General features: G+C 55.0%; 12 protein-coding genes. 1 reads left to right on the forward strand and 11 read right to left on the reverse strand.

Translation table 11 applies throughout. The features are described from left to right. Window positions 1-148 precede the first annotated feature (148 nt). The 4 genes from AC07UB_RS10975 to AC07UB_RS10990 form a co-directional block, all read right to left on the reverse strand. The gene (locus tag AC07UB_RS10975) at window positions 149-793 is read right to left on the reverse strand and encodes a tetratricopeptide repeat protein (RefSeq protein WP_494652984.1); all 645 of its coding nucleotides are present in this window, start codon (window positions 791-793) and stop codon (window positions 149-151) included. Between the two features lie 71 nt (window positions 794-864). Next, entirely contained in the window at window positions 865-1,446 is a 582-nt protein-coding gene (locus AC07UB_RS10980; RefSeq protein WP_494652985.1) for a tyrosine-type recombinase/integrase, read from the reverse strand. A gap of 97 nt (window positions 1,447-1,543) precedes the next feature. Further along, a complete protein-coding gene (locus AC07UB_RS10985; RefSeq protein ID WP_494652987.1) occupies window positions 1,544-1,777 on the reverse strand; it encodes a hypothetical protein in 234 nt (77 codons plus the stop codon). Window positions 1,778-1,782: 5 nt separating this feature from the next. After that, complete coding sequence (locus AC07UB_RS10990) at window positions 1,783-2,658, reverse strand: hypothetical protein (RefSeq protein WP_494652988.1); 876 nt, start codon at window positions 2,656-2,658, stop codon at window positions 1,783-1,785. Between the two features lie 159 nt (window positions 2,659-2,817). Between AC07UB_RS10990 and AC07UB_RS10995 the strand changes: the two genes are divergently transcribed. After that, window positions 2,818-3,054 (forward strand): helix-turn-helix domain-containing protein, encoded by a 237-nt coding sequence (locus tag AC07UB_RS10995; protein WP_494652990.1) that lies wholly within the window; start codon window positions 2,818-2,820, stop codon window positions 3,052-3,054. A 114-nt stretch (window positions 3,055-3,168) separates the two neighbouring features. On the opposite strand, the gene AC07UB_RS11000 is transcribed toward AC07UB_RS10995, so the two are convergent. The 7 genes from AC07UB_RS11000 to AC07UB_RS11030 form a co-directional block, all read right to left on the reverse strand. Further along, on the reverse strand, window positions 3,169-5,379 hold the full coding sequence (locus AC07UB_RS11000) for a helix-hairpin-helix domain-containing protein (protein WP_494652992.1): 2,211 nt from the start codon (window positions 5,377-5,379) through the stop codon (window positions 3,169-3,171). After that, on the reverse strand, window positions 5,376-6,140 hold the full coding sequence (locus AC07UB_RS11005) for a PP2C family serine/threonine-protein phosphatase (protein ID WP_494652994.1): 765 nt from the start codon (window positions 6,138-6,140) through the stop codon (window positions 5,376-5,378). Before AC07UB_RS11005 ends, AC07UB_RS11000 begins: the two co-directional genes overlap by 4 nt. 6 nt (window positions 6,141-6,146) lie before the next feature. Beyond that, the gene (locus AC07UB_RS11010) at window positions 6,147-6,824 is read right to left on the reverse strand and encodes a vWA domain-containing protein (protein WP_494652996.1); all 678 of its coding nucleotides are present in this window, start codon (window positions 6,822-6,824) and stop codon (window positions 6,147-6,149) included. Between the two features lie 182 nt (window positions 6,825-7,006). Beyond that, entirely contained in the window at window positions 7,007-10,552 is a 3,546-nt protein-coding gene (locus tag AC07UB_RS11015; protein ID WP_494652998.1) for an NACHT domain-containing protein, read from the reverse strand. A 615-nt stretch (window positions 10,553-11,167) separates the two neighbouring features. After that, a complete protein-coding gene (locus tag AC07UB_RS11020) occupies window positions 11,168-12,025 on the reverse strand; it encodes an HNH endonuclease (RefSeq protein WP_494653000.1) in 858 nt (285 codons plus the stop codon). Further along, complete coding sequence (locus tag AC07UB_RS11025) at window positions 12,025-13,554, reverse strand: AAA family ATPase (RefSeq protein WP_494653001.1); 1,530 nt, start codon at window positions 13,552-13,554, stop codon at window positions 12,025-12,027. Before AC07UB_RS11025 ends, AC07UB_RS11020 begins: the two co-directional genes overlap by 1 nt. A 215-nt stretch (window positions 13,555-13,769) precedes the next feature. Beyond that, the gene (locus AC07UB_RS11030) at window positions 13,770-14,915 is read right to left on the reverse strand and encodes a PIN domain-containing protein (protein ID WP_494653003.1); all 1,146 of its coding nucleotides are present in this window, start codon (window positions 14,913-14,915) and stop codon (window positions 13,770-13,772) included. Window positions 14,916-14,935 lie beyond the last annotated feature (20 nt).

A 14,935-nucleotide genomic window follows, 5' to 3' on the forward strand; every position in this document is an offset into this window, starting at 1 on the left:
GACGCGCCGACAAAGTAACACGCTGCAACCCTCCTGGATATATGTCTCAGATGGGTCATTAGGCGACATCGGTCAAATGAAGCTCGAATCGGGCTAGCGATGCTAAATCGAAATTTCTTGACGCCAAGATCGCGGCGAGGACGCGCGCTCATTCCTCCGGCATGCCGGCCTTGCGCAAGCCCTCGAAGAGGTGGATGAGTTGGTCATTTCGACTGGGAAGGTTGACGTAAGGATCTTGCGCTTTGAACTGGGCGACGGTCTTGGGGATGTTGCCCGGCAACGCGAGATACTGCCTCAGACTTTCCCTTGCCTCTTCATCATGTCCGGACAGCGCAAGCGATGCGATCAGGCCCGAACGCGCAACCGTAGAATTCGGAATAGCCGTGATCGATCGCCTCAGCAGATCATTAGCCTCTTCGTAACGCGTGAGAACGAAAAAAGACCGTCCTTGTACAATAAGTAGGAGGGGCGCGCCGGGATCGCGGGGGAAAAGGCGCAGCGCCTGATCGGCGACATCGATTGCTTTCTCAGGCTTGCCCGCTAAAAGGTGGCCTGCGGCAATTATGAAATACGCCGGTGCAAAGCTCGGGTTTAGTTCCACCGAGCGCTCAGCCTCGTCGATCGATTCGTCGGGTCGCGTCGTCAGCAAAACAGCTGCCTTTGCAAAATGAGCGGAATAGGAATTCGGATCGACTGCGAGCGCCCGCGCCAGCAACTCTTCCGCACGACGCCGGATGGCCGCAGGATCGGCGGTTCGATACGATAAAGCTCCTCCGCTGATCGCGGCCGCCAAATTCTCCAGTGCGCGAACGTTGTGGTCGTCGATCTGAGGGCCGCCAGCCGCCTAGCGGGGCTCTGAGTGGGTCAGATCAGTTCAACCACCCGCCGTTGGGCCTCTGCCTCACCGTCGATGTATCGCTGCGTGATACTCAGGTCGCTGTGTCCAGCTAGTATCTGCACGTCCCGGAGAGAGCCCCCTACGGTCGAAATCTTCCGGGCGGCGTTAGTGATGAACGTTCGCCTTCCGGAGTGGCTTGAGCATCCGACGAACCGGAGCTGCGCATACCAGAGGAAGAACATGTTCACGATTGACTGGGCGCTGGTCCGGGATGACCGTTCCGTGCTTACGACATATTCCGATCTCGGCTGCTGGTCGGTACGCCACGAAACGAGCGCGTCCCGGAGCTCCCGGTTGAGCGGGATGATGCGTCCCGAGCGGCCCTTGCTAGCTCTATCCTCCAACCGAAGCTCCGATCCGATGGCGCCGGAAGCATCGGAAAGCATGTCCCACATAACGTGAGCTATCTCGTGGGCTCGAAGGCCGGCCCGAACAGATAAAAGGCAGATAACCTTGTTTCTCGTCGCGTAGCGAGAAGTGGCGACCAAGTTGAGGAGAGCCCCTATCTGGTCGCCAGAAAGTGTCTTCGCTTGTTTGCCCAGAGCCATGGCGATCTCCAATCTCTGGGCTAGGGCAATACCTCCCCGGCTACAAAATGCAGACCGGTCTGATTATGATTTTCGGAGGCGTCGGGCGGGGCCCCTTTCATCGGAAGTCCACCATCCCTCCCTCCTTATCGATCGCCCTTATGTCGGCATCCGGATAAGCAGAACCGGCCAGTTCGATTCCGTTTTGTATAGCCTCGGTGTTTCCGGATACGCGCGAGAAATCGCGCCAGATGTTCTCGCTTGGCCCTCGGGTTTGAATCTTTACGTCGGACGATGAGGCGCCGCCTATGGCAGTTGCTGCTGACTTCAATACCTCAAGCCAGAAACCCATCGCCGTTAGTCTCCTCCGGGAGGGGTGACGTAGGTCACATCAACAGCAAAGCGCCCATCGCTCGATGGTTGAACCGTGAATTTCGCGGTTGCGGGCGGGTTGCTCGTCGCCTTCTGTTGGATGTTGTTCGTCTTGAGCCAGACCTGCGCGGTCTGATCGAGCATGTCGAAGTCGGGATTCTTCTGGATCGAGGCGTTCACGCCAGCCATGAAGAGGTTGTCCCGTGCGAGGCTTGTTCGGACTCCGTAGTCGTACCAAGCTAGGACCATTGCAGGGTCATAGCTGAAGGTCATTCGGCAGAAGTATTTCTTCGAAGCCGGATTGACGTCGTCGGTGAGCGTCCGTGCGCTGGTGAAAAGCTTAGGAAACGCGCTGTAGACCAGGCGCTGATCGTCTGTAACCTTTGCTATGGTGTTTCGACCCCAGCGCAACTCCCCCTCGGTCGGATTGACCATTTTTGCGACGCCCTCTCGTGTTTTTCGACTCTGGTACTCGTCAAACCACTTCCGCATGCCGACGGCGTCGAGCTTACTGATGTGGGACAGGTTGGAAAATCCTGCGTCGGTACATGTCATAAGAAAGCGACAGGCGACGTATTCCCTGACCTCTTCGACGACAGCATCGTGATTACAATCGAAGTCGCTTCCAAACCATCCGATCCGGGTCATTCCGGAAGGAATCTGCGCGTAGCCCTCGTCGTTCCGACGAGCCTTTTCCTTCCGCTCCTCGACCGACAGGCCCTGCTCATTGGCGAGGTCCGCCATGTCGAGCAGCCGGTTGGAGACGAGGGCGAGGCCTATAACGGTCAGGACGAGGCACGACCCGTTTATCAACGTCCTTTTAGAAGTCGCTCTTGTCTGGTGGCTGTTCAGCTGCGTCACTTGGAAAGTCCTTCTTCGGTTGCGGAAAGACGGTGAGCGCCGGTCCCGGCGAACCCGTCGAAGGTCAAAGCTATTGTGGGTAGACCATACCGCAAATACCGATTTTTTCGGTATCTGAAAATTCGTTTTAGTTATTTGGCCCCCTTCGCCGGAGGCCAGATGCCAAAAACGGTGACCTCACCGCTTCAAAAGAAGCTCGCTGCTATGCTGGTCCAGTATCGGAGGGCAGCTGGTCTGCGGCAGGTCGACTTGGCGGAAAAGCTCGGCGTCTACCAGTCGTGGGTGACCCATCTGGAATCTGGCCAGCGGCGGGTCGATGTGATCGAGTTGATCGAGCTTGGCAGGGTGCTCGGTTTTGACCCGGCGGAGGTCGTTCGAAGACTGGCAAAGCGGTAGCATATTCTCGCAGCAGGTCGTCGAAGGCTGACAACCACGATATGGGCCGCCTCTCAGCTTCGTCCACTCATCGCGTCAGCCCTGCACGATCACGAATCCAGCAGAAGCGGCGGTTCAGATCGGCCGAGTCCCGGTGCATCTCGGATATCGCGAGCAACCCCAGAAGGCTTTGCCGACAAGCGCGCCTCGTCGAGCCGTTCGTCGCACCATGGGGTTAGCGCATCGCGGGCAACTAACCGCATGTGGCTGGACCTGAGTTGCGGTCCGCGCCCCGCCACCGAATGTTGCGCCGAGGTTTGATGATGACCGCTGAAATGTAGAAACTTGCTGGACCGGCGTAGGTGCAACGCTGGGGCGCGGCGGGACCGGGACACCAACGTGCTGTAGATCGACCACGGCTTGGGCGAGTTGCTGGGAAAGCTTCATCAGATCCGGATCATGTAAAGCCTTCCACCTTTCAAACCCTTGTGCTTCTCGACGGAACTCATCAATCGCCTTCTTTATTCGTTCTTCCAGACCTTGCTGTTTGCTGATGATCTCGTTCTGGACCTTTTGGATGTTCCGTTGGTCTTCTGGTGTATAGGTGCTGTGGAATTGGAACTTCGCTTCCACACGACGAATCCACGCCTCAATGTTGGATGCTTTGACCGGGCCAATGCCGTGGACCTGCTGAACATCACGCTGCTTGGCATCCAACGCCGTGGTGAATCCGTAGGATGCCAGCTGGGCCAGATCGCCCGAGTTGACCTTTGGTATGCGCGCACCACGGATGGAGAACTGCGAAAGATGGTCGTCTAGCTGTTTTTGCTTCCTGTGTTTGTCATATTCGCTTCGGACATTGCCAAAAGTCGTCGCGAGCTGCTTGAACTCATCGATGGCAGCCAGAGCCTCTGCCTTTTTCCTCAGAACCTGCTCTATGGGTGCCGTGCGCTGTAGGTGCTCGATACGAGAAGAAACGGCATTTGCGCGTTGTCTGTAGTCGGAAAGCAATCCGTCTGTTGGTGACGATGATCGGAATAGAAGCCAGCCTCCGAAAACGGCAATGCCCAGAGCAAGAATGCCGGGGATACCGGAAGCGAGGGCATAGATAGCGCCGAGCAGTACACCAGCCCCAGCAATTTTGGTTATCGGGCCGAAATGTTTCTGAGAGATAACGTCTTGCGCCGCCTGACTTGGCTTAGGCGAACTTTGCGTCTGTGGGAGCGCAACAGATATTGAAGTTGGGATGGAAACGCCATTTATCGCTGCCATCAGCGCCGGAATGTCGAGGACAAACCCTGCTGCCGGATCCAGGCGCCCATTCGGAACGTGGATGCTGGAAAAGTCGGTATCAATAAACAGTGGACGCCCGTATTCGGCTTCCATCCGGCACCAAGGGCACTCTCCAGCGGCGCGTGCGTACTTATGAAGCTTGCTTCGGTTGCAAACCCTGAGAGAAGCTTCCAGTTCGCCAAGGGCCTCAACCCATGTCGACGCCGATGGACGTTTGCTAACATGATTGGGTGAGAAGGCATCTTCGAACAGCTGAGCGACCTTGGACGTAAAGTCATTGAGCCGGACGGTACCGGGCGGCGGAATCATGCCGGTACTTCTGGCGGAGTATGCAAAGCGATACTCGGCAATCGCCTTTTCCAGCGGCATATCACCATTGCTGGTAAACCTGCCGGAGAACGGATGCCTGTCCATACAAAGCAATTGAAACAGACATACGGCCAGCCCAAAGGCGTCATGGTCGGTGGTGCGTATGATCGACTTTAAGGATTTTCCCTGCAACTCGGGAGGCGTGTATTCGGGAACGCCGACCAAGCAGAGATAGCGTTGGGCGCCGTCGCTTACCTGAAAGCTATCTGCGTCAATCAACGCAACTGTTGCCTTGAGAGAAACCAGAATCCCTCGCTGATTGATGTCGCCTACGACGCAGCCCGTCGCATGAACCTGCGCAAATACTCTGGCAATGTTGAGCGCCACGCGCACGATGAAGGCGTAATCGGCCTTTGGGAAATGCTTTTGTCGCGAGGACGGTGTTTGAAGTTCATGGATCTCCTTGTGCCTTTCAACAAGACGCATCACGAAGCCGACGAATGCGCCCCGCCCATCAACAACAACCTGATCCGGGAAGGCGACTAAGGGCGCACTATCCGAGAGGCGAATGCCGACCATGGCTCGGATTTTCTTTTCGCGCTCGGCCACGAGGTTGGGCAGATAGGCTTTGAGAGCAAAGCCTGGCATATTGCTGACGGCAAAGACCTCTCCTTCGCCGCCCTTTCCGATTCGTTTATCCATGTGCAGTTCGCGACCGTTAGCGAACAGCTTGGCCGCTTTCATTTCGTCACCGCAATAATCAACGTCTTGTCGTCATCCGTCCGCTCATTCAAACGGTCGCTCGCTAGGAAGGCAGAGAGGTTCTTGCTGAGCGCGCTATCTTTACCGATGACTGTTGACGCGTTTAGCGGTCTCACCATGGGATTAAAAAATGCGGCGGACGGCTCGCCAGTGGTGCTGTCGATAACAAGATTTTCGATACCGTCAGAGAAGGCGGCCAGCGAATCGAACTGATTTGAACGTCTGGTAATGCGCAGAGAGGGGTGCGGATCATCGGTCACAAAGTAAGTGGTCGAGGCGTACTCGCCGTGATGCGGTTTGCTCAGCACTATCCATGCGGCACTGTCTTTGTCGCGAGCGACAACAGCACCGTCGCCTACGTGTGCCGAGACAATCTCATCTTGCGACACCATGACCATGACTAGCGTTGCAGCAAAATCTCTGCGCGTCCGCTGACGTTTGCCTGCCGCCAATTGTATGCGGTCGCGTGCAATATCCATCCACGACCAGATTGCCTCGTCATCTGGCAAGCCGCCCGCATCACGGAACGCGGTTCGAGCTTGACTGCCCACGGTGCGACATACAATAGACGCGCCCTGTCCACCAAACTCGGCGGACCCAGCACCGTCAGCGATCGCGGCGAAAAATCGTCGTTCGCCTTTGTCACTCCCAAAGACAAAGCAATGCTTGGCGTCCTGAAGCCTAGTCCCGGCACGAATGTGCGATAGGCCGATTACCGAGGCGGCTGCGTAACACCAGTTCATTGAGTCCTATCCGGCGACAGCCCAACCATCTGGCGTGGTGGGGTTCTCAAGCGCCACCTGATCGCCCGGATTGGAGCGGGACATGGCGCTCAGCGAGTTGGAAAGCCACTGGAAGAACTCCTTGAACTGAAGTCCTTTGAGCTTGAGAGGTTGGCGGACCGAGATTTGCGAGAGGGTTCCGAGGTCAGCGCCTTCAACGCCAATCGCGTAAAACATAAAGGCTTTGGACTCTTCGCCTTCCCGTACCAACTGTGCTGCGGGCTTCCAATTGTCGGTGGGCGCGCCATCGGTAATGAGGAAGACCCAAGGACGATAGAAGTTCACGCCATTGGCGCGGTAGCGATCTTTGCGCTCGCGCAGCATACGCAGAGCGACCTCAATGGCTTCTCCCATTGGAGTATTACCCTGCGTCGAGAGATGCGGCGGAAAGAAATTGGTTGCGCTGGTGAATTCCATTTCCGTGGTGACGGGGCCGAATGTCACAACGGCGAACTCAACACGCTTTGCCGCGAGGCTGTCGCTCTGGATTTCTTCTTGGAGGTGGCGAAGTCCCTCATTCAATTGCTCGATTGGCGCACCTGACATTGATGCGGAAACATCCAACAGCAAAATGCAAGGACACCTTGCCTGCGGATTGTCCAAGAATTCCGCGTCGCCAAAAGGCTGTTGTTCAAAATCAGTCATATGGCCCCCACCTAAAGGATCTCGTTGATCGTTGAAAACGTTATAGATTTTGTGCCAACAAGAAAACGCCCTGAATTGCACAGCGGTCCTGAGCACAACGGCGGAAGGAAATGAACTTCGCGGCTAGAGCCGGGTTTTCCGTTGTTGAATCGAACCCATTCCAACATAACGTACGTTGCGTCTCATTGTTCTACAACGAGTTGTCCGTCGCGCCTTCGGACGGTGACCCCTAACCTGCCGGCGAGAGATTCCAAGGCCTCAAGCACTAGGCCCTTGGCATGCCAGTCGTCAATTTGGTGGTAAAGCCTAATAAGCAGATCGAGTGCGGGCCGGTTGGCGTGCGCGGCAACGGCCGCGATGCCTGCGTATGGAAGATTCGGCCTGCGGGCTCTGGCGAAAGCCTCCGCCGTAGTTAGCGGAATTACCCGCCGTCTTGTGCGCAGATCATCCATCGCGGACCGCAGGATGTTGCCATAGTCGTCCTCGTCATATTCCCGAGAATCTGGATCGGTAACGGACAGCACTGCTTGCTCGAGCCTGTCGAGGGCGCGAACGGATCCGAGATCCACCGATGCGCGTAAGACCCTGCAGCGCTGAAGAAAGGAGAGGTCATTCCGATCGCTCCACGCTTCCACCAACTCCGCCCAGGCATCGATGGACGGGTGGGGCGGGCAATGTCTTAGTCCTCCACCGTCGATGCCATCCATCTCGTAGATGTAAGTCGTTCCCGTAACAGCACTCTGGGCCATCGCTGTCACCTCGTGCGCATCCATACTGCGCGATTTGACCAATTCGGTCATTCGAATCCCTATCGTACGCGAGCGATAGTGACCAAGCAGCGATACGGTAATCGTGGCGAGCTCTATGGGCAGGGTTGCAAGACGTTCGACGAGTCCACCGTAAGCAATCTCGTTGCCGAAACGGGCAGAAAAGGCGAGCATCAGGTCGTGGTAGGGCGTCGGGAGCAACTGCTCGTTCACACACCGTTCAACGAAGCGAAGTCGTCTGGGTTCTTCTGGAAGAAGGGTCCGGAAACTGTTCAGGATATTGCGTCGCAATTCTTCCGTGAGTTCAGGGTTGCTGACCAACGCGACAATTGCCTGCTCTGGATCGTCAGTCGCCGCAATAGTCTCCTTGGCAGACCAAGAGTCGCTAGATCTATTCGAGCGAAGAGCGCGATGAATTAATGGCCATACCCTATGGTCGAGCGGTCTGGGGAGTAGCCGAAAGGCTGCTAAACGTAAACCGTCCGGAAGGCACTCGTCTTCTGCTAGGTCGCGCGCGATGTTTACGCCAACATCCTGCGTTAACGCCTTCGCGTCTAGAGCTGCGACGAAATCCACAACGCCTTCGAGTTCGTTTTCAGTGGTCCCAGGACGTCTTGCCCGCTCCGAGCAGAGCATCAACACGTCATCAGCGACTCGATTGAGAGCAGGTCGGAGAGGGCGGACCGGCATAAATCGGTCCAGACCCCGTTCCAGCAAGGTCGCTACGACTTCCAATGTTAACTCTGACGCGTTGGCGCGACAAACGATCTCGCCTGCTCCGTCTTGAATGAGCCAGCGATGGCCGAGCCGACCGCGAACGCTTGGATCGAGGGGGACTGAGAAAGCGTCGACGAGCAGTCGCCCTACCCGTTCTCGAATGCGTGATGGCGCACTCTGCCAAAATGCAGCGAGCTTCGAGGCTACCTCTTCCTTTAAGCTGGAATCGACTACGGCACCATTGGCAATACAGCGCCCGACGAGACGCAGCGCGGTGGCGAAGGCGTCGTCCTCTCGATCAAGGATTTCTCGAACGATAGCTGAAGGCGAAGGGTGAAGTTCGAGGGCAAATTGCACCACTTGAGCCCAAGGGCGCTCAACGGCGTCATCGGCCCGATTTGCAAGACTGTCTGGCACTTCGCGCACGAGATGGCACGCAGCGAGATATTCTTGGACAATTGGATAAGGGAATTGAAGCCGGATCGCACTTTGCCGCTTTAAAATTCCGCAGGCCAGCAGGCCCGCGAGCAATCTATCTGGCCCGTCCGGTTGATCAGAGAATCGGCTAGCCGCCTCTCTCACTTCACGCTCAGTCACGCCAATTTCCTGCCGTTGCACACGCGAATAAGCGAGAGACTCGGCGAGAATTCTAAGCCATGAATGGACATGGCTACCACCGGCGCCTGTGGTCAGCAGCACCTTGTGCTCGTGAGGGCTGAACAGAGTTTTCAGATAGCTTTCAATGAGATCTGCCCGTCTATTGGGAAGGCTGTCCCCATCCTTCCAGCCCGCCATGAGCAATGTCAGAAATAGAGGTATGCGAGCGAGTCGTGCGAGGTCGGGGTAAGCAGCGAGGTGTTGGGTGAGCTCCCATCCATCCAAACCAGGCAGTCGACTGCGTAGCGTGTCCGCGAACCGTGCGATATCTTCATTCTCGAGTGGCAGGAGCTCAATCATGCGAGCGTCCGCCGGGCCCGCCAGCACCGCAGGATCACGAACCGTGAGCAACCATGGGACGCTCGGATAGCGCGCCGAATAGATACCGATCTTGCCAAGGACAGCCTGACGCGCGGCAACCGGTATCTCGTCAAGACCGTCGAAGAGTACCACAAGGAGCCCATGCTCTGCGAGGCGACCCCAATCAATGCGAACCTCGAACTCACTGTTGACTTGTGCGGTCAGGAACTCAATCACGCTCACTGACGTCGCAGAGAAGGTTCCCAAGGGCACCAATACGGGGACGAAGGGGCTACGCGCCAACTTTGCCGCAATAGCCAGAAGCAGCGCAGACTTACCGTGCCCAGGCCCGGCGATCACAATGCACCGATCGAGCTCCTCAGAAGGAAAAGCTTGAAGGTCAACGGGCGCGGCTTCCTTATCGATATCCCAACGAGGCTCCTCATCTTCGAAATCACTGACGGTCGTGCGGTCATAATTGCGCGCACGTGGCCAAACGAAAAGTTCTAAAGCTGGGCCTGAAATACTAGTCCCCGGAACCTCAATACGCGCGAAGCGTTCGACTGCGGCCCGATAAGCAGATAAGCCCCACTCGGCGGGCTCAGTGATTTCGGCCCCAAATTCCTCTTTGAGTCGGCGTCGCAACTCAGGCGCGAGAAGCAGGGCTCGCCGCCGAGCTTCGCCGCCGGCAAGGTCTCTTAGGCTAGAAAGAAGTTGCCTCGGTGATATGGATGCGGCTCCGAAGCGGCGTCGTTCAAACGTTCGCTCCAGCTCATCCTGCGTAATGACCTCCACAGAGACGCGCCGGAGTAATTCGAGGATATCGGCCATGAGTATGCTAAGCACGCGTTCGATCGCAGCGATCAGCCGACGCATGTCTTCGCCCAAGCGGCTGAGCCATTCGGCAGCATCAACGGCTGTCGCGGCCCGATCACAAATATCGCGTAACTGCGTCGCGACGGGACCATGATCACCAATCACGATCAGCAAGCGATCGTCGGATCCAAACGCCTTATCACGAGACTGCGCAAGTACGTTGGTCCACAGTTTGCGCCATGCATCGTCCCCGGTTCGCAAGTTCAACTTAGCTTGGATCCAATCACGGTGACCATCTGCGAAACGCAACACTATGTCATCGACGCGTACGGGTGCCTCGAGGCGAACCTCTACTACGCGCTCCCGAGGTGAGAGCGGACTGAGATCGAGAAGATCCGCCAAGTGACGGGCGGCGACTGTGTTCTGGTAAAAAACACCCGCCTGCGTGGTGGCTCCGCCCCGTTCTGGCATGATCCTCTACAACATCTCTGCGAATTGTCGGACCATTATAGGTAAAAGTGCTGGTCTCGCAACTCGGCGCGCGGTCGGGCAACGTCTGGATGCTGTGAGACGACGAGCTTACCCCGCCGCCACCTTTTCGAGGCGATCGATTGCCGCCCGACTCGGCACCCTGAAGTCGACCGGTATCTGCAAACAGATATCGCGTGTCGTGATTTTCAGTAGGCCAGCGAAGTGCCTACGGCGCCGTGGGACGGCGTTATCAATCGACTCACAGATCGAGTGAAGCACGGCCGGCTGAAAGAACGTCTCGACGTCGGCAAGCACCGATAGCTTGCGGCTTTTAGGTACACCCGCCGCTGATATCGGTGCAGGTTCGAATTTTGCAGAGCCCGAGCGGTCTACCGCACACAAGCAAATTGATTCTGGACAGATCAACAGCGCGGGTGCCGAGCGATGGTTTCGTCGAGTCGGACCACTGATGATACTTGACCCATTCTAACATCAGTTGATTTCGGCATCTTGAGCATCACGACTGTGTCGCCGCTATCGGTGGTGGTGCCAAAACCATTTGCTTGATGCCAGTGGCATGGAATCGATTTGCCGCGGAGATGTGGCTCTCCCATTTCAGGTGAATGTTTGGCTGGAAAACCAAACATCGGCTGCAAGAGCAGAGAACATTACTCTCCGCCAGTTATTGACAGGCAATGCCGTCGTTTGGCTTTTCTCCGATAAGTAGCGCGAAAAATCCTCAGCGCTGCTCGCCAACATCGTCGTTCGCCTAGTTTGTATAGTCTCGGGGAGATCTGCTGCTGCTTCGACCGAAAACTTTCCTGCCAAATTGTACTCAACGAAGTGAGACCGCACGCGGGACTTTTCATATTCAAGCCACTCATTTGGCGGCGATACAAAGTACTCTAGAACCGGTGGGTCCGTCCGAATTACTCGGGCGTGAATCCATTTCTCGACGAAGAACTTATCGTGATCGAAGTAGGGATGAAGGGTTTGGTCTTCCTGTACCTCAGCAAATGCGTTGAATTTCTCGGAGTTACAATCTCTGCAGCAAGGAACCAGGTTTGTCGGCATTATCGAATAGAGCGGAAAGTTCGCTTTGGGCAAATAATGATCCAACGTCTGAACTTGACCGACACCGCCGCACAAAGGGCATTTTCCGCCGGCGGCCACTTTGATGGCTTCGTAGAGCCGTCTTGCGGGCTTTGGTTCGGGCACAAAGTACTGAGTGTAAAGCTTGATCAGATCCGATTTGTAAAGATCACCCTGAATGATAGGATTATCTGCGGTACCCACTCTTGGAAGTGAGTATAGCGTAGCCGCTCGAGCATGAGTTTCGTAGCCTGTTTCGATAATTTCCGGGCTTCCAAATGCGGCGGCGTGTGAAATACGTGTGGCTTCGCTCCCTATCCCAGAGATTGCGTCGGCTAAAGCGTCAGAAAAGCCCACCCTCGGTATTGGCAGCTTTTTCATCAGCTATCCTCACGTCGATGCATGATCGACCGTAGGATTGCTCGTCCCTCTAAGCCTAATTGATCCTTAAATACCGCAATAACCTCTTCGTAGCTCGTCGCTCTTGCCGCCTCGGATAACAGCAGCTCATTGAAACCAGACTTTGTTACTTCAAGCGAGAATACTTCGCGCGTCAACAACCCAACATTCTCGCCAAAAGTCTCGGTCTCGGGCCGCTGCCATTCCGACGATAAACCGGAACGCGTGATCTTCCACACGCAAGATTTGGGGATCTCTTGGAGAACAACCGGGGAATGTGTCGCCATAATCGCGATCCCGTTCCTATTCGAAAGTAGCTTGCTTAGGCTGCGAATAAGGGCAGACAATAAGGGAGGGTGGAGATGACTCTCGGGCTCATCGAACAGAACGAGAGTCTTCTCATCGACTCTTGCGACTAACTTCGTGATGGTCAGCAGAACTATAGCGTGTCCAGAACTCATTCGCTTTAAGAGCGAACGCGCAAATCGGCCTAATGCCTCTCCGCGGAAGTCGAGAAACTGCGCCAGATTCATTTCAGCGAAGTTGTCATCCGATTCCAAATCTCGAATAGCTTCCAGCCATCTGCCGCTGCGCGACCTCTCGCTAAGGCATAGCTCGAGACTCTCCACAAACTCGTCAGCAAGCTCATTTTGGGACTTCAGCAAAGCTCCGTCTTCATCAGCATAACTCTTTAATCCCACATAAAAGTAGCAGGTCCCCTTGGAAGGGTCTGATTGCTCTGGTGGAGGGTTAAATGGATCAAACGCGCTGAACGATACTGAAACTAGGCCGCTGAAGTAATCTCTACTTATTGGTTGGTACCTCCACGGCCCATGATTTTCAAAACGGATATCAGCGCGGTCCGGTTCGGTGATTGCTCTTGTCATGTTATTAAGTAACGTGGTCTTACCAGCGCCATTACGCCCAATGATAGCGTGAATATTCGTGGTTGGTGTTGAGTTCGCCTCAACTTCAAAATCCAGCTGAAAGGAAGCCAGGCGCTCACTTCCGTCTTGAGTGAACCGAAACGCATAGTCAGTCAGCGGAACACCGCCGCCTAGTACTCGCTTAAACTGAGCAACTACCGTGTTTAAGCTAATCGTTCGAAGCAGAGATGTCTGGAAGACAGGTTCATCGCGCGCCAGATTCAAAGTCGCGTTGTCATACGCAATATCGCGCAATGCTGTAAGATAGTCCTTGCGAAATTTATCCGACACTTTACGCGATAAAGTAACGTAATAATCGACGTCGCTACCAACAGAGAAGTATCCGGAGGGTAACGAGGCAAAGCCATCGCCGAGCGTTGAATGAGTCGATGTCGCCTCAGTCTGCCCTCTAAAGCCTATCTTAACGCTTCCCAGCTCGTGCTTGACGGCATTCTCGTCGAACACAGTGACTTGAAACATGGTCACAAATGAATAGTCGTTCCAGTAGTCAATGTGGAGAAACGCCGTGTTCTCTCCCGCTGACGGAATATTTCCGCTTCTCGGAATTACAAAGAACTGGATCAATGGCTAACCCCTTGTTCAAATATTTTATGCAGAAGAGGCCATCAGCGAAGGGATGATGCTTATTTCCATCGTGGCCGAGGCGCGCATTAGCTAATATGGCCGTCAAGCTCCGACGCACGTACCCAAATATGAATGCCTCGTTGCTTATTTGGATTAGAAACAAATACGATTTCTGAACTGAGCCATGCGAGCTCACGCGCATCCGCAGTGTGTCTTTATCCTGTGGCACTCTCATCCCCGCCCTTCAATATTGCGATCCAGTCTTCCACCGTAAAGTGCAGAGAGCCTCGAATAGGCTCAAGGATTTCAACGCAAGTTATTTCATACTCTGCGGAGAAGTTCTTGATGAGTTCGTCCGCCTGAAAGCGCAGCCATACCAACTGGGATTCAAAAGTTCGGTTGTGCACTAGATCCGCTATGTAAAAGGAAGCGGTACTTCCGTCATCACCGTATGTGGGCTCGTCCTGCGACGGCAGTTGGATATCTTTATAGAACCTCGCTAAAGCGAGGCTACTGGGCACCTCAGGTTGGCTTCGCATTATCTGCGCCCGGACAAGATCCGGAAAGGTAAGAACAACACTGATCTTTGTGGCGACCGCGCTTCCAGCATTCTCCAGCCGAATTCGAAAGGCCGTCGAGGATCTTGCCGCCGTTTTCCATTCACCGAGGTCTTCTAGGTACTCTTCGTACTGGTGCTGGCTGGTCATGCCCCACTGGGCAGGCGGTTCCGGCTCGATTTCGTCAATAGCTAACCTAATGGATTTCAAAGCCTGCTTGGGTTCACCTTCGAAGAATCTCAACGCGAGCTTGGGAAGTCGGTTGGTGTGTCTTGAGAGTTCAGCCTTTAGTTTCGCATTTTCCCTCTCGGTCGCGTCCGGTTCATCAGGAAGCTTCAGAGAGGCCGGTGGTTGAAGCACTTTGAATCCATGCGCTGGCAGTTTTAGACGCATTCCAGTGTCTGCTGTGAAAAAGGTAACTTCACAGCCATGTTCTTTTTTGAACTCGATTGCATGTGCGATGAATTCATCATCAGAGATGGTAGGCGAGAGTCGGTGCGCGGCAAAATCAAGTGTAGGGGAGTGTCGGACAAAACAGAAGCTTACACCGCTCCTTATCTCGACGGCTTCCTCGCGTTCGATATAGTCGGCGATCCATTGCACGAGGGATTGGGCTCGGTCTCGTAAGCGCTTCGATCGGTTCTTAACCTTCTGTTCTTCGAGCTCTCTCAATAGCGTGGGCGTAACGATGAGTACTACGCCTTTACTCTTCGAAATCGATTGCCAGTCAATCTGGTCCGGTCGCTGAAAGTGCATCAGCGAGTTTGTATCCAGCATGACGAAATGAGGTGGATCATCTAACATAGCAAAATCTTCAGAATAGG

This window comes from Afipia sp. GW821-FHT04G03 (genome assembly GCF_059419985.1).

Coding starts and splice junctions, on each gene's coding strand:
- AC07UB_RS11020 (WP_494653000.1), bottom strand. CDS start 12,025: ATGAAAAAGCTGCCAATACCGAGGGTGGGCTTTTCTGACGCTTTAGCC.
- AC07UB_RS11030 (WP_494653003.1), bottom strand. CDS start 14,915: ATGTTAGATGATCCACCTCATTTCGTCATGCTGGATACAAACTCGCTG.
- AC07UB_RS10995 (WP_494652990.1), top strand. CDS start 2,818: ATGCCAAAAACGGTGACCTCACCGCTTCAAAAGAAGCTCGCTGCTATG.
- AC07UB_RS11010 (WP_494652996.1), bottom strand. CDS start 6,824: ATGACTGATTTTGAACAACAGCCTTTTGGCGACGCGGAATTCTTGGAC.
- AC07UB_RS11000 (WP_494652992.1), bottom strand. CDS start 5,379: ATGAAAGCGGCCAAGCTGTTCGCTAACGGTCGCGAACTGCACATGGAT.
- AC07UB_RS10985 (WP_494652987.1), bottom strand. CDS start 1,777: ATGGGTTTCTGGCTTGAGGTATTGAAGTCAGCAGCAACTGCCATAGGC.
- AC07UB_RS11005 (WP_494652994.1), bottom strand. CDS start 6,140: ATGAACTGGTGTTACGCAGCCGCCTCGGTAATCGGCCTATCGCACATT.
- AC07UB_RS11015 (WP_494652998.1), bottom strand. CDS start 10,552: ATGCCAGAACGGGGCGGAGCCACCACGCAGGCGGGTGTTTTTTACCAG.
- AC07UB_RS10980 (WP_494652985.1), bottom strand. CDS start 1,446: ATGGCTCTGGGCAAACAAGCGAAGACACTTTCTGGCGACCAGATAGGG.